Below are 22387 nucleotides of genomic sequence, written 5' to 3'. Positions count from 1 at the left end.
CTTCGACAAACGAAACCGAATCCGGAGAGGTGGCAGAGTGGTCGAATGTACCTGACTCGAAATCAGGCGTAGGGGCGACCCTACCGAGGGTTCGAATCCCTCCCTCTCCGCCAAAACAAAACCCGCAGTTGATTTCAATTGCGGGTTTTTTTTGGGTAATTCCCGCCAACTTTTGGGGTCTTGCTTCCATGAAATTGTTCACGCTGGCCGCAGCGCTCTTTGTGTGCCTGACCCTGCAGGGCTGCACTGTATTGGCCATTGCAGACGTGGCGGCCTCCACCGTGGTGTATGGCGTGAAGACCGTGGTCAATGTGGTGGACGCGGTCACGCCCGACATCGTCAACAAAAAGAAAAAAGACTAAGACAGTAGCGCTGCAGAAGGCGATCACGGCATGGCGAATGCACCCCGTGAGGTTGAGAGGTCAAGCTTGGCGGTGCTCTGCCAGGTCGTTCCAGACGTCTTGGCGTGTGATCAAACCGTCTTGAACCTCGAACCGGTCGATGAAACGGATGCCCGCAAAAGCTTCGCCATTGAGCCAGCTGCCGTGCAAGGTGCCATGGCAAAACACCACCGTGACATCGCCTTGCCAACTTTCTTCGATGCGCTCGTATTGTTTGGCAATGTGGCTGTAGCGTGACTGCGCCCAGGTCACCAGCTCTGCCAAGGCGTGCATGACCACGCCGCCGGGAAAGCACATTTGAAAGTCGGGGTGCAAAAAAGATTGCGCCGCTTGCAGATCCCGATTTTGCATGGCCAGCAAAAATTCATTGACCAGATCCGAGGCCACCGGATGCGGGGCACGGCCACCACTGAACACCTTGCCGTCGCGTCGGTAGGTGCTGACCTCGTTGATGAACACAGTGGTGCCGGCCTCGGGCGTGGCGATGACCGAGCGCACCGCATTGGCCACACGGTTGACCATGCGGTGCTGCGTGTCCGGGTCATAGCCGGGCAGCAGCGTGATGGAGACGACAGGCATGCGGGTAAAAGCCTTGTGGAAGGGTTTTAAATGCCCAGCCAGCCGTTGGTTCGGGCGAAGTGCAGGGCTTGTGTGCGGCTGTTGACGCCCAAACGACGGAACAGACGCCAGAAGTGCACCTTGACGGTGTGCTCGCTGATTTCGAGTTTGTCGGCAATGTCGCGGTTGGACAGGCCCTGGTCCAGCATCAAAATCAACTGTTTTTGACGCTTGGAGAGCTTGGTCGGGCCTGAAGGGGTAGCTGCATCTTCGATGGCGGCATCTTCATCGCTGACCAGCAGGGTGCGCAAAGCTGCAATGATTTGCGTGGGGCTGTTGGATTTTTCGATAAAGGCATCGGCACCGGCTTCCATGCAGCGTTCTTCGAACTCGCTGGCGCTGGAGCTGGTGATGACGGCCAAGGGCACGTTTGGAAATTTCGCCTTCAGAACCTGAACGCCCGAAATGCCCAAGGTGTCGGGCAATTGCAGGTCAAGGCAGAAGAGTTCGGCTTGGCCGTTCTTCTCCACTGTGGACTCGACCACGTTCAACTTCTGGACAGGGATGATTTTCAGACCAGGTTTGACTCGGTGGACCAACATGGTCAGGGCATCCCGCATCAAAGGGTGATCGTCAATGACGTAGACAGTCATGATTAAGTTAACTCCACACTAAACTGAAAACATAAGGGTAACAGTTTTTTGGGATTATTTGTAAAATTTTGTTGAAAACAACAAAATCAGTGCAATATATTTTTTAATTGATTTACAAAATACGTAAATTTTCGACAATTTGTGCCCGAATTTCGGAAGAAATCGGTTCCAGGGTGTGGCTCAAAGCCGACAGGCCTTCTGCGCCCATCGCCTGAAGTTGGGCAATGGTTTGCCCTGCTGCTTTGGGTGAGTCAAAGCCCAGGCTTTGCAGCAGGACTTGGCCTTTGGCGTCGACGAACTTGAAGTAAAAAAGTCCGTCTTTGTCGCGGTATTGTTTGAAGCTGGGCTGAGCCACCTTGGTGTCGGCGGGTGCGGCGGTGGCGGCGCTTGAAGCCAAGGAGCGCAGGCCCACCGCATGGCGCAACTCGCGCATGAAGGGCGTGGCCAATTGGCGGGCCTTGTCGGCACCGGCCAACAAAATTTGGTCCATTTGGGCGGGGTTGTTGATGAGTGCCTGGTATTGCTCGCGCATGGGGGTGATTTCGCGGTCAATCCGTTCAAACAGCATTTGTTTGGCATCACCCCAGCCGATGCCGTCGGCATAGGCTTGGGCCAGTGCGGCGGTTTCTTCGTGGCTGGCAAAGGCCTGGTAAATCTGGAACAGGGCCGAGCCTTCGGTGGTCTTGGGCTCGCCCGGGGCTTTGGAGTCGGTCACGATGGCCGCGATCTGTTTGCGCATCTGAGCAGCTGGCGCAAACAGCGGAATGGTGTTGTCGTAGCTCTTGCTCATCTTGCGGCCGTCGAGGCCGGGCAGCAGGGCCACGGACTCTTCGATGACGGCTTCGGGCAAAACGAAGTGTTCACCATACAAATGGTTGAAGCTCGAGGCCATGTCACGCGCCATCTCGATGTGCTGGATTTGATCGCGGCCCACAGGCACTTTGTGCGCCTTGAACATCAAAATATCCGCCCCCATCAGCACCGGGTACATGAACAGGCCTGCGGTCACATCGGCATCGGTGTCCTTGCCCGCTTCGTGGTTTTTGTCCACCGACGCTTTGTAGGCGTGAGCGCGGTTGAGCAGGCCTTTGCCCGTGACACAGGTCAGCAACCAGGTGAGTTCAGGAATTTCGGGGATGTCGGACTGGCGGTAAAAGGTGACTTTTTCGGGGTCCAGCCCCGAGGCGATCCAGCTGGCAGCGATCTCCAGTGTAGAGCGCTGAATGCGGGCGGGTTCATCGCATTTGATGAGGGCGTGGTAGTCGGCCAAAAAGTAAAAGCCATCGGTGCTGGCGTCGCGGCTCGCTTGCACAGTGGGGCGGATGGCGCCCACGTAGTTGCCCAAGTGGGGCGTGCCTGTGGTGGTGATGCCGGTGAGAACGCGGGTGCGGGTCTTGGAAGTCATGGAAAAAGCAAACAATCAAAAACGAATGAAAAATCAGCGCAACAAGGCGGCCAAGGGGCTCAGGGTGAGTTTGATCAAGTCAAAGGTCACGCCCATCAGGGGTTGCATCCACCAGGCGCTGATGAGGCCCGTGAGCACCAAGGCCATGACGATGAAAAAGCCCCAAGGCTCGACCCGCGAAAACATCACCGCCTGACGCCAAGGCAGCAGTCCCACCACAATACGGCCACCGTCCAAAGGCGGCAGTGGAAAAAGGTTGAAAGCAAACATCACCACATTGGTCAACATGCCGGCTTTGCACATTTCGAGGAAAAAACGCTCTGAAACGCCACTGCCGGCCAAGACGTAAAGCAGCACCCCCCACATCAAGGCTTGCACCAGATTGGAGCCCGGGCCGGCCAAAGCCACCCAGACCATGTCGCGTTTGGGGTTGTGCAGTCGGTCAAACCGCACCGGCACCGGCTTGGCGTAACCGAACAAAAAAGCCCCGCTGGTGCTGAAATACAGCAACAGTGGCAGCAAGATGGTGCCCATCAGGTCGATGTGGACCAGCGGGTTGAGGGTGACACGGCCCAGCATGGCTGCGGTGTTGTCCCCCAAGCGCAAAGCCGCGTAGCCATGCGCGGCTTCGTGCAAGGTGATGGCGAAGATCACGGGCAGGGCATAAATCAGGACAGTTTGGATGAGGTCGTACATGTTCACCCCCTGATTGTCTCAGACCCTATGGTGCCAGGCCACGCAAGAGGTCTAGGCATGCTGCGGGCCCATGGATCCGGCCCGATGGTGTTGGCATGAACGCTTTTTTGTGGGAGCGGCGCCCTCGCAGCGATAGAGCCTCGCAGACCACCGCCCATCGCCCCGAGGGCGGTGCTCCCGCAACGATTGTTGTGCCCAAGAAAAGCCGTGCACTTCAAACATCGCAGGGCAGGATCAAAGCTCGCGTTCAGCCAAAAACCGTTCCACCAGCAAGGACCAGTAAGCCGAGCCGATGGCCACGTTGTGGTCATTGAAGTCGTAGCCGGGGTTGTGCACCATGCAGACCCCGTGGCCATCGCCAGTCCCGTCACCGTTGCCAATGAGCAAATAGCTGCCGGGCACCTCTTCGAGCATGAAGGCGAAGTCTTCGCTGCCGGTCAGGGCGCGACCTTGGCGCGTGACCTTGTCTGCACCGACCAATTCCTCGCCGACATCTCGGGCAAAGTCGGTTTCTTTCAAGTGGTTCACCAGCACCGGGTAGCCCCGCTTGTAATCGATGTGGGCTTTCACGCCGTAGCTCTGCGCTTGGGCATGCACCAGCTCGGTGATGCGTTGCTCCAGCAAGATGCGCACTTCACGGTTGAGCGAACGCACACTCAGTTTGAGTGTGGCGTGTTGCGGAATCACGTTGTTGGCCACCCCCGCATTGAAGGCCCCCACGGTGATGATGGCCATTTCTTGCGGGTCGATGTTGCGGGCCACGATGCTTTGCAGGCCCATGACAATGGCCGAGCCAGCCACCACAGGGTCCGCTGCGCGGTGGGGCACAGCGCCATGGCCGCCTGTGCCTTCGATGGTGATGGTCACGTTGTCCGAAGACGCCATGGCCGATCCATCGCGAAACACCAGCTGGCCTTGAGGGTGGCCGGGCATGTTGTGCATGCCAAACACGGCGTCGCATGGAAACTGGGTGAACAGGCCGTCTTCCATCATCTTTTTGGCACCGCCCAGGCCTTCTTCGGCCGGCTGGAAAATCAGATTGACCGTGCCTGAGAAGACGCCTTTTTGCGCGATGTGCTTGGCCGCTGCCAGCAGCATGGCCGTGTGCCCGTCGTGGCCACAGGCGTGCATGATGCCCACATTGCAGCTGGCATAGGGCAGGCCCGTGGCCTCGTCAATCGGCAGGGCGTCCATGTCGGCACGGATGCCGATGCTTTTGCTGCCCGTGCCCTTTTTGATCTGACCCACCACGCCCGTGCCGCCCAGGCCGCGTGTCACCTCGTAGCCCCAGGCCGTCAGCTGCTCGGCCACCAGATCGCTGGTGCGGTACTCCTTGTAGCCCATCTCCGGGTGCTTGTGGATGTCACGGCGCACCGCGATGAATTCATCCGCCTGGGCATGCAAGGCGTGCAGTTTGTCGTGCAGAAAAGCGTCGCTGGGTGCGTTCATGAAAGGCCTCTTGGGGGAGTGGATCACTGAGCTTGCAGATTAATCGATTTGGCAATGGCGCGGTAGCGCTCGATGTCGCCAAGGTAAATGCGAGTCAGCTCGGCGGGTGTGCGCGAAGGCAGCACCACATTGCCGCTGGCTTCCAGGGCCTTGCGGGTTTCGGGCACTTCAGCGGCGGCATAAAAGGCCTTGTTCAGGGTGTTGACGACCGCGTCCGAGGTGTTTTTGTGCACCTGCACACCGGCCCAGATGTCAAAGTCCATGGTTTCCAACCCTTTCATGGCGGCCATGGCCGGGAACTGCTTGAACAGCGGGTGTGGGGTTTTGGCCGTGACCGCCAGACCCTGGATTTTTCCGTCGATGAGGGTTTGAGGAATGGAGCCGGCCATGGGCAAGAAAGCCATGTCGATTTGCCCGCCCATCAAATCGGTGATCAAAGGGGCAATGCCTTTGTAGGGCACATGCAGCATCTCTACCTTGGTCAACTGCGAGAACTTCTCGCCCACCAGGTGGTACAGCGAACCCGGGCCCACACTGCCATAGCTCAGGGGCTTGTTGGCGTTCTTGCGGGCCAGTGCCAGCAGATCGTCCACGGTCTTGACGTTGAGTGAGTTGCGCACGGCCAAGATGGTCGTGGTGGTGGCAAATTGCGCCACCAGTTTGAAGTCTTCAGATTTGTACTTCACACCTTGAATGGCCATGGGGGCCAGCACCAGCTCCATGGGGCTGCCCAAGCTCAGGGTGTAGCCGTCGGCGGGTGCGTTGACCAATTTGGCCATGCCGATCGCGCCGCCTGCGCCGCCGATGTTTTCGATGATCATGGTTTGGCCCAATTTGGCCGCAGCATCGGGCTGCACCTTGCGGGCAAAAAAGTCCGAGGGGCCACCTGCCGGGTAAGGCACGATCAGGTTGATCGTTTTGGCGGGATAGGTTTGCGCGAGGGCGGGGCTGAGAGCGCTGGCGGCCACGAGCAGGCTGCCGAGAAGGGTTTTAACGTTCATGTTGTCTCCTGAAGGTTGGGGTTCTGTATGGCTGAAATGACCATTCGACGGATCGTAAAAATGAAAAACCAATGTGTCCAATGACTTATTTTTCTGATTTTGATGCGTAAAATGAATACATGAACCTCAGGCACCTTGAGCATTGGCTGGCACTGGCCGAAACCGGCTCCTTCAGCCGCGCGGCCGAAAAACTGCACATCACCCAGTCGGCCTTGAGCCGCAGCATCCAGGCGTTGGAGGATGACCTGGGCGGGATGCTGGTGGACCGGATCGGCAAAAAAAACGAGCTCACGCCCCTGGGCCGCTCGGTGTTAGGGCGGGCGCGACGCATCGTGCATGAAGCCCAAGAGCTCCAAGAAGGTGCTTCATTGCTTCAGCAAGGTGGCTTGGGTGCATTGCGTGTGGGCTTGGGTTCGGGTCCCGGGGCGATGCTGATGACGCCCTGGCTGGTCTACATGGCCAAGAACCACCCAACGGTACAGGTCACGGTTTCACGCGGGTCGACCGAGTTGCAACTGGCCCAGTTGCGAGAGCGGCAGCTCGATGCCTTGGTGGTGGACGTGCGCCGGGTGGAGGCCGCGCCAGACCTGAAAATGACGCATGTGGTGGAGATGCGAGCCGGCTTTGTGTGCCGCCATGGACACCCGTTGCTCAGCCTTCATCCCACTGGTGTGCCCTTCGACGCTTTGTTGGCTTACCCCATCGCCTCCATCCCCTTGTCGCAAGAAGTGGCCCGATTGCTGGTGGACCACTATGGGCCGAAGGCCAATCCGGCACAAATGACCACCTTGCAGTGCGAGGACATCGCCAGCTTGCTCGATGTGGTGGGGCAAACCGATGCGATTTACCTGGGCATCGTGGGGGCTGCGCGAGAGGGCATGGCCCAGGGCCGTTTGGTCGAACTGGGCATGTGCACGCCCCTCCAAGGGCAGGCTCGACTGGCCCTTATCACCTTGATGGGGCGAACCGAGTTGCCCGTCATGTCCGTTTTTCGCGACTTTGTGCAGCAGCATTTGACCGATTGACATCAAAAAAGGAAGCAGGATGCAAGAGTGGCTTTACCCCATGGGGGTGGTTTTACTGGGTTACACCGTGCTGGGACTGACGGGATTTGGCTCTGCGCTGGTCATCGTGCCGCTGCTGGCTTGGCAGTGGCCATTGCCACAGGTGGTGGCACTGACTTTGCTGATGGATGTGCCCGCTTCGGCGTTTCACAGTGGGCTGAACTGGCGGCAGGTTCAGTGGCGTGAGTTGGGGCGTTTGGTGCCCGGGCTGGTGCTGGGCACCTTGCTGGGCTTGTGGCTCATGCCGCATTTGCAGGCCCGTTGGCCACTGTTGCTGTTGGGTTTGTATGTGGCGGCTGTGGGCGTCAATGCTTTGCGCCCAGCTGCCAAGCGCACAAGGCTGCCCGCACCCCGCTGGGCTTATCCGGTGGGCACGGCCATTGGCTTGGTGGAAATGCTGTTTGGCACCGCGGGGCCGCTCGTGGTGGCCTGGCTGAGCCGCCGTGTGGCCGATGTGCAGCAAATGCGTGCCAGCACGCCCATGATCATCACTGTGGCCGCTAGCACGGTGTTGGTGGGCATGGGCTGGGAGGGGCGTTTGAGCAGTGACGTGCTCTGGCAACGCTGGCTGGTGCTGATGGGTGTGGCCTTGTGTGGCGTCTGGCTGGGCCACCGCGTGGCCCACCGGGTGCCGGTGGCGCGGTTGCGCCAGATCATTTGTGGCCTGTTGGTCGTCAGCGGCTTGATGCTGACGCTGCGGGCTTTGTCATAACGGTTGTGCAGGTCGGCGCTTCAGCGCCGACGATGCAGGTTCACCGGTGCATGTTCACGGCTGCATGTTGTCGAAGCTGAAGCTCCGACTTAACGATGAATCCACAAAAAAGGGAGCCCATGGCTCCCTTTTTTTTGAACGCGCAGAGGGTTTACATCAACAGATGTTCGCCAGCGTTGTCGCCGCCCAATGTCACGTAGTTCACCTTGCGGATGTCCATCAGCTTGGTGCCGCCGGCGTAGCTGATCGAGCTTTGCACGTCCTGCTCCATCTCGATGAGCGTGTTGGCCAGCTTGCCCTTGATGGGCTCCAAAATGCGCTTGCCTTCCACGTGCTTGTACTCGCCCTTGTTGAAGTCAGATGCCGAGCCGTAGTACTCCTTGAACATCTCGCCATCGACCTCAACGGTCTTGCCGGGCGACTCTTCGTGACCCGCAAACAGCGAGCCGATCATGACCATGCTCGCGCCAAAGCGGATGCTCTTGGCGATGTCGCCGTGGCTGCGGATGCCACCGTCGGCAATGATGGGCTTTGTCGCCACACGGGCGCACCACTTGAGCGCCGACAACTGCCAGCCGCCCGTGCCAAAACCCGTCTTGAGCTTGGTGATGCACACCTTGCCCGGGCCCACGCCCACTTTGGTCGCGTCAGCGCCCCAGTTTTCCAGGTCGATCACGGCTTCGGGCGTGGCCACGTTGCCTGCAATCACAAAGCTCGTGGGCAGTTTGGCCTTGATGTAGCCAATCATGTCGCGCACGCTGTCGGCATGGCCGTGGGCGATGTCGATGGTGATGTACTCGGGCACCAAATTTTCGGCAGCCAGCTGGTCCACCGTGGCACGGTCGGGGGCCTTGACGCCCAGCGAGATCGAGGCGTAAACACCTTTGGCGTGCATGTCGCGCACGAACTGGACGTTGTCCAGGTCAAAGCGGTGCATGACGTAGAAGTAATCGTTTTGCGCCATCCACAGGCAGATGGACTCGTCCACCACCGTTTTCATGTTGGCAGGCACCACCGGCAGGCGGAACTTGCGGCCACCCAGCTCGACGCCGGCGTCGCACTCGGAACGGCTTTCCACGCGGCACTTGCGTGGCAAAAGCAGGATGTTGTCGTAATCAAAAATTTCCATGAGAAAACCAAGCTCCAAAAAAGGATTCGTTGAAAGAACGAGTGAGCGCTTGGCCTGGCCGGTTTTTTGGCCCTTGGCATGAACCCGTTGCAGGTTCAGGGCAAAAAAAACCGGGCGCAAGAATCTTGGGCCCGGTGGCTGATTCTACTCGTTTCAAGGGTGTCTGAATTGACAACATGCCCATGGCGGGTGAGAAACTTGAATCCCAAGCGACCGGCTCAGTGGCGCTGTTTTTTGAACCGGTGCAAGGCAAGAAATGGATTTATTTCAGCGGATAGGCCCAGTTGATGACTGGCGGCGTCAGGGGTTGGCTTCGTTCAGCGCTGCCATTGTTTTGCACCGGCACATTGCGGATGTTTTCTACCGTGGTGTTCAGCCCCGAAATCACACGCCCAAACACCGCATAGCCACCTGAGCTGTCGTTCAAAAAGGTGTTGTCCACGGTGTTGATGAAAAATTCGTGGGTGGCACTGTTGAGCACATTGGTTCTGGCCATGGCGAGTGTGCCCACGGTGTTGCTCAGCCCGGTCTTTTGGGTGGTTTCCAGTTCAATAGGGTCGTAGAGTGTGCCTTTTTTGGCGTTGGCAGAGCTGATGGGCACGCCCGTGAAACCGCCCCCCTGGATCATGAAGTTGGAGATGACGCGGTGAAACACGGTCTGACTGAAATAACCGTCGTTGACGTATTTGAGAAAGTTGGCGCTGGTGATGGGCGCTTTGGAAGACTCCAGCGCCACGACCATTTCTCCCAAGCTGGTGGAGATGCAGACGGTGGGCAAGTTGACGGTTTGTGAGGCGGTTACCCCTTCATTGGAGCAGGCCCCCGCGACGCGGTTGAAGGCCGAACTGACGTTGTTGACGCTGTCTTTGGCCCATGCGAAATAAGGAGTTGGTGTGGCAGGGGTGGCCACACTTTGGCTGGCCGATGCGGTGAAACAAGCGTCGCTGGCCAGAGGTGCCGTGGCATTGGTTTTCAAGCAATAGCCTGTGACCCGCAAATCGTCGTTGGCCGATACCGTGAGGGTGAGCTGCCCATTGCTGGGGGCCGAGACATTGATGGCCGAGATGACCGGGGCAGTCGTGTCGGTATAAAAAGGACCTTCGACCATGAACAGAGCGCTGACGTTGTTGGCCGCATCTTTGGCCCAGATGTATTGTTTGTTTTTGGCTGTCGGATCTGCAATGGCTTTGGAGGCGGAAGCCGTGAAGCAACTGTTCGAGGCCGCCGGTGCAGAAGACTCTGTTTTGAAGCAATAGGCGGTCACACCGACCGCATCGCTGGCCTCTGCCGTGAGCGTGACTTGGCCATTGACAAGGGGGCCGATGCTGACCTTGGAGACAAGGGGGGATGTGGTGTCTGGCGCAGAACTGCCGCCGCCGCATGCAGCCAAGAGCAAGGAAAAGGACGAGGCCAAGAGTGCAGATAAAAATTTCATTTTCAACACTTTAAGTTTAGAAATGTTGAAATTTTAACCCTCGAACATGCATGTTTTGCATGCTCTTTCACCCTGATGCTGGCCATGACGCCCATCGGGTGGTTAGGCGGTGGCGCTGTTAAGCCTTGGTGTCCGGCAGCACCGGTTTGGTGGCCAGCATGAAAGACAGTGAACCCAGGGCCGCCAGCAGAGCCAGCAAAGAGAAGCCCAGTTCGTAATTGCCGGTCAGGTCGGCCAGCACGCCTGCGATCATGGGACCGGCAATTTGCCCCATGGCAATGATGGCGGCCGACAGGCCCAGGATCAGGCCAATCGCATTGCGCCCAAAGTAGTCGGCCCGAATGGCCTGCATGAACGGGCCACGCAGCCCCCAAGCGATGCCATGGAACACCCCAAACGCCACCAACATGGCCATGTGGGAGCCGTAGGTCAGGCACAGCATGCCCGCCCCATGGGCCAGCATGCACAGCGCAGCCACTTTCCTTTTTTCGAACCAGTCACCCATGCTGGCCCCCATCAATACCCCGACCAGTTGGCCAAATGTCATGATCAAAATCACCCAACTGGCCGTGGCCACCGAATAGCCCAAACCCTCTTTCATGTGGGTGATGGCGTGCACATTGACCGCCGAAACCACCAAAAGCGCCAAACCATGCCCAATGGCCAACATCCAAAAAGCCCTGGTTCTTAAGGCTTGGGCGACAGTGAATTCAATGGCGGGTGCTGGGGCATGGGTGCCATTGGCCCGCTCGGCGGCGCGTTGGGCAGGGTCAATCCCGTCGATGTGTTCGCCATGGTCTTCAGGGCGTCTGCGGATGATGCTGGCCATGGGCAGCCCCGTCAGCAAGACCAGCACGCCTGACCCCGCCGCTGTGGCCCGCCAGCCCCACAGTTGCATGGACCACGCCATCAAGGGCACGACCAAGCCGCCCATGGCCAGCCCCAGGCTCATGATGGACAGAGCGCGGGCGCGGAATTTTTCGAACCACTGCACCAGCGCCACAGACAGCGGAAAGTACCCCCCCAAACTGGCACCTATGGCCATCAGGATGGCACTGAGGTAGAAGGTGGTGACGGTGTTGACTTGGCTGAGCAACAACAGGCCCGCACTGAACATGACCATGCCCACCCGGATCATTTTTTGCGGCCCAAAGCGGTCCATGACCCAGCCCAGAACCGGCCCGATGATGGCCGCCTCAACCGACTGTAAGGCCGCTGCGCCCGACAAAGTGGTTTTGCTCCAGCCCATTTCGTCGGACAAGACGGCAATATAAAGACCCAACGCTTGTGTGAGAAACGCAGCCAGCAAAAACTGGATACCGCAGGCTGCCCCCACCATCCGCCAGCCATAAAAAACCTTCATGCCGCCTCCTTTTTGTCGTCCCAAACCAGACGGCCAGTGGGCGGTGTCGGCGTGGTCTGGGCGAGTGATGTCATGGGAGCGCGGTCAGGCGGAGGGTTCTTTGAGCAGCCTGCATCGTGGCATGCACGGGCCGCGCCATGTGTCTCAAAGCGGACGACATCCAGCCATCATGATTCTGCTGCGCAAGCTCCGCATCAAAATATCAGAACGTGGCTGCCAATATGCACCCACACTCAATGCTGATAAATTTCTTTTTTGTGGACCGTACGCCATTCGGGGCTGGCCATGACACCGTTGAAAAAGGCACGTAACCACTCGTGATTCAGGGGGTCGTTCGAGATTTGAATGGCGGAATTCAATTTTCCTTGAAGTCTCAATGCCAAATCAGTGATGTTGGTTGAGAATATGACCGATATGTACTTTTCAGAAGAGTCAATAAAATTATTCAAATCCAAAATAATGGCAATTTGCTGGGCAACAGGCATGCTGGTTTGGATGATCAGGATGTCGGGTATTTTTTGAGAAAAAGACAAATAAGTTTCTGCAATGGATTTTTTAATGTTGAATTCCATGATTTCTTGCCATTGCACCCCAATGCTTTTGAGTTCATTGGCCATCAAGGTGTCTTCAAGCATAAAACTGATGGACGGAAGGGGCTTGGGTTTTGATGAGGATTCGATGGGTTTTTTGAGTTTTTTTTGATACTTTCGAATCGATTCCATGTCAATTCGGCGATGCCCACCTTGGGTTTTCCAGCCAATTAATTCTTGGTTATCTACCAAAAGTTTGACCGAGGTAATCGATAAGCCCAGTATTTCAGACGCTTTTCCCGTGCCAATCGTGTAACTTTTAATTTTTTGATTGCCGTTGTTTATCATTTCTTGGTATTTAGTAAATAACATTTTGATTGACTTTAATTTAAAAATTCATGATGGATGAAAAGCAATGGGAAGTGTTTCACCAGACGGCATCGGGAGACATAAGGCAGTGGTGTGTGGCATTTTCATCAAATACTCAGTACATCCAGGCGATGCTGCCTTTGGAAAGCCAAGTCCACATCAGCGAAGGCAGCAGCACCAAACTGACCACCCACAACAAAGCGAGCCAGGCTTGCTTGGGGTTGCGGATGTAAGGAACTTTGTTCAGATGCCGACAATGCGGGCACTTGGACAAGCGGTTTTTTCCCAATGCCCAAGGTTGAAATACATTGGCCGTCTCGCAACCTTTGCAGATGTAAGAGTGACGAGGTTGATTGAGTGATTTCATGAATTTCAGCTTTAATAATGAATATTTTAATTATTAAAAATGATGCTTGAAATGATTATTAATAGATAAGATGTTAAAAAATAGTTATATCATTTGTGAAAATTGATTTTCTATTTGGGTACACGTTTTTACGTCCATGACTCCGGTCTATTCTTGAAAAAGCCATTTCCAGATGTTCAAATGAAGTTTTAAAGCAGCAAATTCAATTAAATCATTCGAAATTTGCGTTTTCTTTCATTTCCTTGCAGGCCAAATCCCGAACTTGACGCAGCTGATCGCCTCATCAGAAGGCCCGTCAGCCATTGCGCAGGCAAGCGGTGTCAATGGGCCAAGTTGGAGACCATCAAAACCAGATGTCTAGCCACATGAACCTTGGCCACGTCCAGACCCTCGGCATGTGGCTTTGGAGTCAGCTTGCAGACACGATGCGCATTGGATTTGACGATTTTCAGAGCCACGGATGCCAATTTCTTGCAGAGGCTTGCACCTTGGTTCAACTAAGATGAAAAAATGTTGAAAACGCCAAAAATGTTTTTTGTGGCCCTTGCCATTTGGCTTTGTGCAGGGATGGCCGTGGCGAAGGACCTCGTGGTGGATCGCGCCACTTTTGAAGACACCACGGGCGTGATGGGGCTGTCTCAAATTCAAGACGTCACATTCACACCGGCCTTGAAAGTCATCAACGAGGGCTACAGCCGTTCTGCTGTTTGGGTCCGGCTGAAGGTGGATGTTCCCGCAGGATCGGGCCCATTGGCGGTGCGCATACGGCCAACACTGCTGGACAGTGCGACGCTTTACTACCCTGCCGCCGCAGGGGGTGAGCCTGAACTGGCCATCGACGTGAGTGCAAGGTCAGCGCAAAAAGACACCAGGATTGAACTCCCACCGGGTTTGAGCACCGTTTATCTGCGTGCCAAGTCCATTGGTGTTTTGCTGATCAAGACAGAAGTGCTGACTCACGACGCGGCCATCGAGCAAGACCTTCAGGAGGCCTTGGAGTTGGGCGCTGTTTTGTCCATTTATTCGGTCATGTCCTTGGTGATGCTGGGGCTGGTATGGATTCGCAGAGACGGTCTGACGGTGTTTATATTCATTCACCTGCTCGTTTGTGTGGTCTTGTATTTTTTTCTGTTCGGGTTTATCGATCATTTGATCACGGCGGACTGGTTACACGGGAAAACAGCCACCCGGCTGACCATCATCCTCAATGTATTGAGCTTTCTCCTGTTCATGCAGTCTGCGCAGGGCCATTTCGGCTGGATGCGCTTGCAGAAATGGACACGATGTGTTGCGGCGAGTTTTGCGTGTGTGGTCGTTTTGTTTTTTGTGGCCGATCGGCATCTGGTTTTGAAATGGAATGCCTTGTTTGGATCGATGGTGATCATTGCGCTGATGTGTATTTTTTTAATACTCACATTGGACATTTATAAAAATAAAACGCTTTCAGTGAGCACCCGTCTGATCACAGGCCTTTTGGTCATTTCCTTCTTTCTGTTTGTTTGCCGATCCATGCTGGAGGTGGTGGGTGTCATCGAAGGTGGTGAGTTCTTGTTGAGGAGTCCGGACTGGCGGGGGGTATTCATCCCGCTGGCGATTCTTGGGATTCAGTTGCAACGCGACCGTTCACAATCTCAACAACTGCTGCAACAGCAGATTGAAAAGGCCGTCTCAGAAGCGCAAATGCAAGAGCAAAGCAAGCGCTTGGCCACGCAAGCGCAGTTTTTGGCGATGTTGATGCATGAGGTCAAAACGCCGCTTTCCATCATTCAGTTTGCCGTTGCTTCGATGTTGCGCAACAGACCGCCCAGCAGCGCAGACGCACAACGCTTGGACAACATTGCTCGGGCAGCAGACGATTTGAACTTCATCATTGACCAATGCATGGAAGCCGAAAAAGTTGAACAAAGCGATGTTCCAGCCAAGAAGGCACCGGTGTCGCTGAGCAGTTTGATCTCAGAGATGAAGCAGATCCCAGGGTATGAGCGCGTCACCTTGATCGGTTTTGACCGAATCATGGTTTTGACCGATTTTCAGTACGCCCGAATCATTCTGAGCAACCTGGTCACCAATGCGCTCAAGTATTCATGGCCTGAGAGTTCGGTGCAATTGACGGTTGAGCCCGTTCATCTGGGCAGCACTTCTGGAATGAACTTGAGGGTCTCCAACACCATTGGCAGCGCGGGTCGACCCGATCCACTTCAGGTGTTTACCCGCTACTACCGAGCCGAAGGTGCCAAAAAACAAATGGGTGCAGGCTTGGGCCTCTGGCTGGCACACCAACTGGCCACCAAACTGGGTACCGAGTTGCGCTGCACCTGTGATGATGAATGGGTGCATTTTGAATTCACGTTGGAGCGGTCATGATGTCATCCACCCAAGCAAAACCGGCTGTACTGCTGGTTGAAGACAATTACCGACTGAGCGAAGAGCTCAAGCTTTACCTGAGTGAGGAAGGCTTTGATGTGCGCTGCGCAGATTGCGGCGAGGCGATGGATCAGGCGCTCAAAAAACGCACCGCCGATGTTTTGATACTGGACCTGAACTTGCCCGAAGAAGATGGCATCAGCATTGTCAAGCGCATTCGCACCAGTTTGCCTGCGGTACGCATTTTGATATTGACGGCACGCACCATGAGTTCGGACAAAGTGATGGGCTATGAAAGCGGTGCCGACGTTTACATGACCAAGCCGGCCAGACCCGCCGAGCTGGCCGCAGCGCTCAGGAATTTGTATGGCCGAATGGCACCCACGCCAGCGCAAGATCGGTGGGTTTTGAACACGAAGATGATGACGCTTCAATTCAACAAATTGCCCCCCATTGCCTTGACGTACATGGAAAACGAGATCTTGAAGATTTTGGCGCTGAACCAAGGCAGTGTTCACAGCGAAACCATCCAAACTTTGCTGCTCGACGATGGCTTGGACGGCGAGGAAGGCAGCGCCAGATTCAAGTTCCGCTTGGAGGTCTTGATCAGCCGTTTGCGTGCCAAGCTCAAGCCGCACATTGGTGAAATCAATCCCATCAAGTCTGTGCGCGGCAAGGGTTACCAAATCAGCTTCGAGCTGCAAATTCAGTGAACTGGGATTGATCTGTTGAACAGTCTTTGCAAGATGGGGTGAGGATGGGAGCGGTATCTACAATCTCCCCCTATGCTGTCAGACACCTCCCCGAACACTTCTTCCCCTTTGCTCGCCCAGCTCAACGATGAGCAATACCGTGCCGTGGCCTTGCCACCCGAGCACGCGCTGATTTTGGCGGGGGCGGGTTCGGGCAAAACCCGGGTGCTGACCACCCGCATTGCCTGGCTTTTGCAGACCTCGCAGGTTTCACCCGGCGGCATTTTGGCGGTGACCTTCACCAACAAGGCCGCCAAAGAGATGAAGCTGCGCCTGCAGTCCATGCTCCCGGTCAATGTGAACGCGATGTGGATTGGCACCTTCCACGGTCTGTGCAACCGGTTTTTGCGGGCGCATTACCAGTTGGCGGGCTTGCCGCAGACGTTTCAGATTTTGGACACACAAGACCAGCTGTCGGCCATCAAGCGCCTGTGCAAGCAATTCAATGTGGACGAAGACCGCTTCCCCCCGAAGCAGGTGCAGTATTTCATTTCGGGTTGCAAAGAGGACGGCCAGCGCCCGAATGACGTCCCGGTGCGCGACGACGAGACCCGCCGCAAGGTGGAGCTGTACCAGCTGTACGAAGAACAGTGCCAGCGCGAAGGTGTGGTGGATTTTGGCGAGCTGATGCTGCGCTCGTATGAGTTGCTGCGTGACAACGTGCATGTGCGCGAGCATTACCGCCGACGCTTTCGCCACATTTTGGTGGATGAGTTTCAGGACACCAACAAGCTGCAGTACGCCTGGCTCAAGCAGCTGGCGGGTTTGCCGGGCGAGGGTGGTGAATGTGCCATCTTGGCCGTGGGCGACGACGACCAGAGCATTTACGCCTTTCGCGGAGCCCGTGTGGGCAACATGGCCGACTTTGTGCGCGAGTTTCAGGTGCAGCACCAGATCAAGCTGGAGCAGAACTACCGCAGCTACAGCAATATCCTCGACTCGGCCAACCAGCTGATCAGCCACAACAAGACCCGCTTGGGCAAAACCCTGCGCACAGACCAAGGCGCGGGCGAGCCGGTGCGGGTGGTCGAATCGCCGTCTGACTTTGCCGAGGCGCAGTGGCTGGTGGAAGAGTTGCGCCAATTGGTCAAACAAGACGGTTTTGAGCGCAAGGAAGTGGCGCTGCTGTACCGCAGCAACGCCCAAAGCCGGGTGCTGGAGACCGCGCTGTTCAACGCCGGTTTCCCTTACAGGGTGTATGGCGGTTTGCGCTTTTTTGAGCGCGCCGAAATCAAGCACGCGCTGGCCTATTTGCGCCTGATGGAGAACCCCAACGACGACACCAGTTTTTTGCGTGTGGTCAACTTTCCGCCGCGTTACATCGGAGCTCGCAGCATCGAGCAGCTGCAAGACGTTGCCCGTGCCGCAGGCTGTTCGCTGCACGATGCGGTCAGTGCCACCACCGGCAAGGCCGGGGCCAATCTGGCCGCCTTTGTGGCCATGGTCGATGTGCTGCGCGAGCAGACTGAAGGGCTCACGCTGCGCGAGATCATCGACTTGGTGCTGGACAAGACCGGCTTGGTCAACTACTACCGCGCCGAAAAAGAAGGCGCGGACCGGGTGGAGAACTTGGAAGAACTGGTCAACGCCGCCGAGAGCTTTGTGACCCAAGAGGGCTTTGGCCGCAGTGCGGTGGCCTTGCCACAAGGCTTGTCGCAAAGTCCCGCCAGTCAGGGTTTGAGTGGCGATGCGCCAGCAGCGACGGACGAATTCATCGAAGACGGTGTGATCATGAGCCCCTTGGCGGCCTTTCTCACCCATGCGTCGCTTGAAGCGGGCGACAACCAGGCGCAAGCGGGCGAAGACGCGGTGCAACTCATGACCGTGCACGCCAGCAAGGGCTTGGAGTTTGACGCGGTGTTCATCACAGGACTCGAAGAAGGTCTGTTCCCGCACGAAAACGCCATGAACGACTTTGACGGCTTGGAAGAAGAGCGCCGCCTGATGTATGTGGCCATCACCCGTGCCCGCAAGCGCCTGTACCTGAGCCATTCGCAAACCCGCATGCTGCATGGCCAGACCCGCTACAACCTCAAAAGCCGCTTTCTGGAGGAGTTGCCTGAAGAGTGCCTGAAGTGGGTGACCCCCAAAAATGGTGGCTTCTCTAACCTGGGCAGCGCGGGGGGCGGGGGATCTGGCACCTCGGGCGGCGGCTGGCCACAAACCCCGGCTTTTAACCGCCACGCCCGGCCGGCCTGGGGCCAAAGCAGCTTGAGCACCGAAACCTACAAAAGCCCCCCCGTTCCGGTGCAAAAAGCCGCACCCGAGCATGGCATCGTGGCGGGTAAAAATGTGTTCCACACCAAGTTCGGCGAGGGCAAGGTCTTGGCTGTGGAGGGGGTGGGTGTCGATGCCCGTGCCCAGGTCAACTTTCTACGCCATGGTGTGAAATGGCTGGCGCTGAGCGTGGCCAAACTCACGGTGGTGTGAACCGATGCCCGGTGCTGTCCGAGGGCCTGTGGGGTTCCAGGACGCGACTTTTTGTTGAAACTCAAGGACAAAGACAACGATGACAAAACATTTGGATTTGGGCTGTGGTTTAAAACCGCGCAACCCCTACGGTGCCGATGCAACTTACGGATGCGATGTGCGCGACATCGACTTGGCGGTGGAAAAAATTGGCTTTGATTACAAGCGTGTCAATTTGGTGGTGGAGCCCATTCCCTACCCTGACAATTTTTTTGACTCGGTCTCGGCCTTTGATTTTCTGGAGCACATTCCCAGGCAAATGGTCTTGCCCAATGGCGAGGTGAGCAACCCCTTCATCAACATCATGAGCGAGATCCACCGGGTGCTGGTGCCGGGTGGGCGTTTGATGGCCTTCACGCCCGCCTACCCCAGAGTGGAAGCCTTCACCGACCCCACCCATGTGAACTTCATCACCGATCAAACACACGAGTATTTTGTGGGGCCCCAGCCCAGCGGCGCCATGTACGGTTTTAAGGGGGCTTTTGAGGTCTTGCAAGTGCGTTGGGAAGCCCCTGCCAATGTTTATGATTTGAACCAACCGTCTTGGCGCAAAACCCTGCGACGCTGGCACCGTGGTCTGTTGCGTGGCGGCATGGCCCATGTGCTTTGGGAATTCGCAGCGATTCAAAAATAGGCCCTGTTGGCCTCATTGAGGCCCCAGGCAGTTCAAGCTTTATTCACATTCAAACCAGAGAGTTTTCATGAAAATCACCAAAGACACCGTTGTCACCATGCACCACAAAGTGGTGAACGCTCAGGGCCAATTGCTCGACAAGACACAAGAACCTACGGCTTACCTGCATGGCGGGTATGACAACACTTTTCCCAAAATTGAAGAAGCACTCGAAGGCCAGGAAGTGGGTTTCACCACGACCCTCAAGTTGGCCCCGGCCGACGCCTTTGGCGAACGCGACGAGAGCTTGGTGCAGACCATTCCCAAGACCGAATTTCCACCGGGTGTGAAAGTGGGTGGGCAATTGCGCGGCCGCACAGCCGATGGGCACGAACAGGTTTTTAACGTGCTGAAGATCAAGGGTGACAAAGTCATTTTGGACGGCAACCACCCCTGGGCGGGGCAGCACCTGACCTTGACCTTGACCGTTCAGGAAGTGCGGGCCGCTTCAGCCGAAGAGATCACCCACCGCCATGCGCACGGTGCACACGGCCACCACCACTGATCAGTCGGATGCTGCGGGTGGGCGGCTCGACTCGTCAACCGCTTCGGTCGAAAAGCAATCACGCACCGAAAACAGCATCGATGTGAAGAACATGGCCGCCACCATCAAGGCCATGGGCATGAACACCGCCATCATCAATTGGGGGTCGCCCAGCAAACTGGTGACCACCAATGAAAGAATGCCTGCAGCCATGAAGACCACAAACCAAACGATGACATAGACCACAAAGGCTTTCAGATTGCGCCAGCAGGCCATCAGGCTGAAAAAGAGGCTTTTGCCGGCGGGCATGCCATACCAGTGCACCAAAGCCGGGGCATGCCAGAACATCATCGACAAAGGCAGGTACAGCAGCATCGAGACCCACAAGGCCGCTTGAAACGAGTCTGTGGACACCACTTCAGGCGTCATGGGGGCCCCGCCAAAATACACTTTGGCAAAGGTTCCGCCGTCCACCAGTGTGGACACCAGCATGACGGCCAGAAAAATCAAGGCATACCAACCCCCCAGATGGAACATGGTTTTGCGGTGCGCTCCTGCCTTGAAGGCTGAAAACAACACCGAGGGCATGGGGAACTTGCCCTCGGTGGCAATTTGGGTGGCGGCCATCATGCCCAAGGTCAAGGCCGGCAAAACCACCAAAGCCAAGGCACCGCCAATGAACGGCACAACCGACACCAGGGACACGGTGGCCATGAAAATGAAAAACAGCCCGGACATGGCCAAAGGTTGACGCCAAAAGGTGCGCATGCCTTGGCGTGCCCATTTGAGGCCAGCACCCGCGGGGACGATGTTCAGTTTCATGGTGTTAAAAAAAGGCCGAGGCCAAAACAGGTTGTTGAATGCGGCCCCGCAGTACCCGCTCGAAATGTGTGGGGTCGTGCGGTTTGAGCATGGACGCTTCGCGGGGGAGATGGTAGTCCCACAGGCGTGAAATCCAAAAGCGCAAAGCCCCTGCACGCAAAAGGGCAGGCAGCAAGTCCCTCTCAGCGGCGCTCAGGGGCCGCACTTGGTTGTAGGCCTGCAGCATGGCTTGGGCGCGGTGGGCATCGTGCTCACCACTGGGCAAGTCGATGCACCAGTCGTTCAAGCAAACGGACAAGTCAAACAACCAGGTGTCCACGCCTGCGAAGTAAAAATCAAAAAAACCGGTCAGCTGCTCCCCGTCGAACATGACGTTGTCCCGGAACAGGTCGGCATGCACGGGGCCACGGGGCAGGGCGGCGTAGGCTGCACTTTCGGAAATGTGGTTTTGATACGCCAACTCGCTGCGCAGCAAAGCAGCCTGCGATTCGTCCATATAAGGCAAGACCACGGGCACGGTCTCATTCCACCAGGGCAGGCCACGCAGGTTGGGTTGGCTGCGGTTGAAATCGGCCCCCGCCAGGTGCATGCGTGCCAACATGTCGCCCACGGCGGCGCAATGCACGGCTTGGGGTTGCAACTGGCTTTTGCCCGCCAACTTGTTCACCACCGCAGCGGGTTTGCCTTTCAGCGTGAAGAGGATGTCGCCGTCGCGGTTGGCTGCGGGGTCGGGCACCGGAATGCCCCGACTGGCCAAATGCTTCATCAGGTGCAGATAAAAAGGCAGTTGTTCGTGCGTCAGGCGCTCAAACAAAGTCAGCACGTACTCGCCCTGTGCGGTGGTGGCGAAATAGTTGGTGTTTTCAATCCCCCCCTCAATGCCACGCAAAGCGGTCAAAGGACCGAGGTTCAGGGACTTCATCAGGACATTGGCCTGGGCTTTGGTGACTTCGGTGAATACCGCCATGGTTGCAATCGGTGGGCCTGTAGGCTGGCCGGAAGGTGGATGAAAGCGGTGATTGTAGGCGGGGGCAGGCAGGCGCTTTTGCAGGCCAGGGCGGTCCTTGGTGTTTGCAGCAGGCACAAAATTCAAGCAACAGGCCCGGCAAGTCCGCACAAGGGTGGGGTGTGAGCGTGTTAAGTTCTCAAACTTCATGCCCAACGTCAACAGGAGTGACCCATGTCTGACCAACCGTCCGACCGAACGATTCACCTTCATCGGGTGCTCAAAACCACACCCGAGAAGGCTTACCGCGCCTTTGTCGAAGCCGACGCGGTCAGCAAATGGCTTCCGCCCTTTGGTTTCACCTGCAAGGTGCACCACATGGAGCCGCGTGTGGGCGGAACGTTTCGCATGTCGTTTCACAATTTTTCGACAGGCGACGGTCATTCGTTTGGGGGCGAGTACCTCGAATTGGTCCCCCACGAACTGATCCGCTACACAGACCAGTTTGATGATCCCGGCCTGCCCGGCGTGCTGGAGGTGACCGTGCGCTTCAAGCCTGTGCTGTGCGGCACCGAGCTGAGCCTCTCGCAATCGGGCATTCCGGACATGATTCCTCTGGAGATGTGTGTCCTGGGCTGGCAGGAGTCGCTGGCGCAGCTGGCCCATTTGGTGGAGCCCGACATTCCAGGCTGATCAGCGGCTTTGGCCCGCAGCGGCCAGCTGCAGTCGGGTGGGTCCGTGCACA

22 protein-coding genes and 1 tRNA gene are annotated in these 22387 nt (G+C 56.7%); 10 read left to right on the top strand and 13 right to left on the bottom strand.

Annotated features, from left to right (window positions below):
* Nucleotides 1-23 precede the first annotated feature (23 nt).
* Nucleotides 24-113: transfer RNA gene (locus tag AMM41_RS02510), tRNA-Ser, on the top strand.
* A 75-nt stretch (nucleotides 114-188) separates the two neighbouring features.
* Nucleotides 189-362 (top strand): hypothetical protein, encoded by a 174-nt coding sequence (locus AMM41_RS21725; protein WP_194944582.1) that lies wholly within the window; start codon nucleotides 189-191, stop codon nucleotides 360-362.
* 60 nt (nucleotides 363-422) lie between these two features.
* Here the strand turns inward: AMM41_RS21725 and AMM41_RS02505 are convergent, their stop codons facing one another.
* The 6 genes from AMM41_RS02505 to AMM41_RS02480 all read right to left on the bottom strand — a co-directional run bounded on the left by AMM41_RS02505 (nucleotide 423) and on the right by AMM41_RS02480 (nucleotide 6163).
* Complete coding sequence (locus AMM41_RS02505; protein WP_089952738.1) at nucleotides 423-980, bottom strand: nuclear transport factor 2 family protein; 558 nt, start codon at nucleotides 978-980, stop codon at nucleotides 423-425.
* Nucleotides 981-1006: 26 nt separating this feature from the next.
* On the bottom strand, nucleotides 1007-1612 hold the full coding sequence (locus AMM41_RS02500) for a LuxR C-terminal-related transcriptional regulator (RefSeq protein ID WP_089952736.1): 606 nt from the start codon (nucleotides 1610-1612) through the stop codon (nucleotides 1007-1009).
* Between the two features lie 112 nt (nucleotides 1613-1724).
* Entirely contained in the window at nucleotides 1725-3017 is a 1293-nt protein-coding gene (locus AMM41_RS02495) for a tryptophan--tRNA ligase (RefSeq protein WP_089953550.1), read from the bottom strand.
* Between the two features lie 33 nt (nucleotides 3018-3050).
* The gene (locus tag AMM41_RS02490; protein ID WP_304438323.1) at nucleotides 3051-3713 is read right to left on the bottom strand and encodes a site-2 protease family protein; all 663 of its coding nucleotides are present in this window, start codon (nucleotides 3711-3713) and stop codon (nucleotides 3051-3053) included.
* A gap of 234 nt (nucleotides 3714-3947) precedes the next feature.
* Complete coding sequence (locus AMM41_RS02485) at nucleotides 3948-5162, bottom strand: M20 aminoacylase family protein (RefSeq protein WP_089952731.1); 1215 nt, start codon at nucleotides 5160-5162, stop codon at nucleotides 3948-3950.
* A gap of 23 nt (nucleotides 5163-5185) precedes the next feature.
* Nucleotides 5186-6163 carry a tripartite tricarboxylate transporter substrate binding protein gene (locus AMM41_RS02480; RefSeq protein ID WP_089952730.1) on the bottom strand — a complete coding sequence of 326 codons (978 nt, stop codon included), beginning with the start codon at nucleotides 6161-6163 and terminating at the stop codon, nucleotides 5186-5188.
* A 119-nt stretch (nucleotides 6164-6282) separates the two neighbouring features.
* On the opposite strand from AMM41_RS02480, the gene AMM41_RS02475 reads away from it, so the two are divergent.
* The gene (locus AMM41_RS02475) at nucleotides 6283-7188 is read left to right on the top strand and encodes a LysR family transcriptional regulator (protein WP_089952727.1); all 906 of its coding nucleotides are present in this window, start codon (nucleotides 6283-6285) and stop codon (nucleotides 7186-7188) included.
* Between the two features lie 19 nt (nucleotides 7189-7207).
* Complete coding sequence (locus AMM41_RS02470) at nucleotides 7208-7939, top strand: sulfite exporter TauE/SafE family protein (protein WP_089952725.1); 732 nt, start codon at nucleotides 7208-7210, stop codon at nucleotides 7937-7939.
* A 151-nt stretch (nucleotides 7940-8090) separates the two neighbouring features.
* Here AMM41_RS02470 and AMM41_RS02465 read toward each other — a convergent pair whose 3' ends face one another.
* From AMM41_RS02465 to AMM41_RS02445, 5 genes are all read right to left on the bottom strand, one after another.
* Nucleotides 8091-9068: a GMP reductase gene (locus tag AMM41_RS02465; RefSeq protein WP_089953547.1), complete on the bottom strand. Its 978-nt coding sequence runs from the start codon at nucleotides 9066-9068 to the stop codon at nucleotides 8091-8093.
* Between the two features lie 262 nt (nucleotides 9069-9330).
* Complete coding sequence (locus tag AMM41_RS02460; RefSeq protein WP_089952723.1) at nucleotides 9331-10503, bottom strand: peptidylprolyl isomerase; 1173 nt, start codon at nucleotides 10501-10503, stop codon at nucleotides 9331-9333.
* Nucleotides 10504-10621: 118 nt separating this feature from the next.
* Entirely contained in the window at nucleotides 10622-11866 is a 1245-nt protein-coding gene (locus tag AMM41_RS02455; RefSeq protein WP_089952721.1) for an MFS transporter, read from the bottom strand.
* A gap of 233 nt (nucleotides 11867-12099) precedes the next feature.
* On the bottom strand, nucleotides 12100-12744 hold the full coding sequence (locus tag AMM41_RS02450; RefSeq protein WP_228769065.1) for a MerR family transcriptional regulator: 645 nt from the start codon (nucleotides 12742-12744) through the stop codon (nucleotides 12100-12102).
* Between the two features lie 136 nt (nucleotides 12745-12880).
* On the bottom strand, nucleotides 12881-13132 hold the full coding sequence (locus AMM41_RS02445) for a hypothetical protein (RefSeq protein WP_089952717.1): 252 nt from the start codon (nucleotides 13130-13132) through the stop codon (nucleotides 12881-12883).
* 573 nt (nucleotides 13133-13705) lie between these two features.
* On the opposite strand from AMM41_RS02445, the gene AMM41_RS02435 reads away from it, so the two are divergent.
* The 5 genes from AMM41_RS02435 (at nucleotide 13706) to AMM41_RS02415 (ending at nucleotide 19895) form a co-directional block, all read left to right on the top strand.
* On the top strand, nucleotides 13706-15496 hold the full coding sequence (locus AMM41_RS02435) for a sensor histidine kinase (protein WP_194944580.1): 1791 nt from the start codon (nucleotides 13706-13708) through the stop codon (nucleotides 15494-15496).
* Nucleotides 15493-16209: a response regulator transcription factor gene (locus AMM41_RS02430; protein WP_089952710.1), complete on the top strand. Its 717-nt coding sequence runs from the start codon at nucleotides 15493-15495 to the stop codon at nucleotides 16207-16209. Before AMM41_RS02435 ends, AMM41_RS02430 begins: the two co-directional genes overlap by 4 nt.
* A 72-nt stretch (nucleotides 16210-16281) precedes the next feature.
* Nucleotides 16282-18678: a UvrD-helicase domain-containing protein gene (locus tag AMM41_RS02425; protein ID WP_089952709.1), complete on the top strand. Its 2397-nt coding sequence runs from the start codon at nucleotides 16282-16284 to the stop codon at nucleotides 18676-18678.
* 79 nt (nucleotides 18679-18757) lie between these two features.
* Entirely contained in the window at nucleotides 18758-19351 is a 594-nt protein-coding gene (locus AMM41_RS02420) for a class I SAM-dependent methyltransferase (RefSeq protein WP_089952707.1), read from the top strand.
* Between the two features lie 67 nt (nucleotides 19352-19418).
* Complete coding sequence (locus AMM41_RS02415) at nucleotides 19419-19895, top strand: FKBP-type peptidyl-prolyl cis-trans isomerase (protein ID WP_089952705.1); 477 nt, start codon at nucleotides 19419-19421, stop codon at nucleotides 19893-19895.
* Here the strand turns inward: AMM41_RS02415 and AMM41_RS02410 are convergent, their stop codons facing one another.
* Together AMM41_RS02410 and AMM41_RS02405 are read right to left on the bottom strand one after the other, a co-directional pair.
* On the bottom strand, nucleotides 19896-20696 hold the full coding sequence (locus tag AMM41_RS02410; protein ID WP_089952703.1) for a BPSS1780 family membrane protein: 801 nt from the start codon (nucleotides 20694-20696) through the stop codon (nucleotides 19896-19898). It abuts the gene before it with no gap.
* A gap of 4 nt (nucleotides 20697-20700) precedes the next feature.
* Nucleotides 20701-21663: a homoserine kinase gene (locus tag AMM41_RS02405; RefSeq protein WP_089953544.1), complete on the bottom strand. Its 963-nt coding sequence runs from the start codon at nucleotides 21661-21663 to the stop codon at nucleotides 20701-20703.
* Nucleotides 21664-21876: 213 nt separating this feature from the next.
* Here AMM41_RS02405 and AMM41_RS02400 point away from each other — a divergent pair, with 213 nt between their 5' ends.
* Nucleotides 21877-22335 carry an SRPBCC family protein gene (locus AMM41_RS02400; RefSeq protein ID WP_089952701.1) on the top strand — a complete coding sequence of 153 codons (459 nt, stop codon included), beginning with the start codon at nucleotides 21877-21879 and terminating at the stop codon, nucleotides 22333-22335.
* The last annotated feature ends 52 nt before the right edge of the window (nucleotides 22336-22387 follow it).

The sequence above is a fragment of the Limnohabitans sp. 2KL-3 genome (assembly GCF_001269405.1).
Classification (GTDB): Bacteria; Pseudomonadota; Gammaproteobacteria; order Burkholderiales; family Burkholderiaceae_C; genus Limnohabitans_A.
The sequence above is the reverse complement of the archived record's forward strand: the minus strand, read 5'-3'. Positions and strand labels throughout refer to the sequence as shown.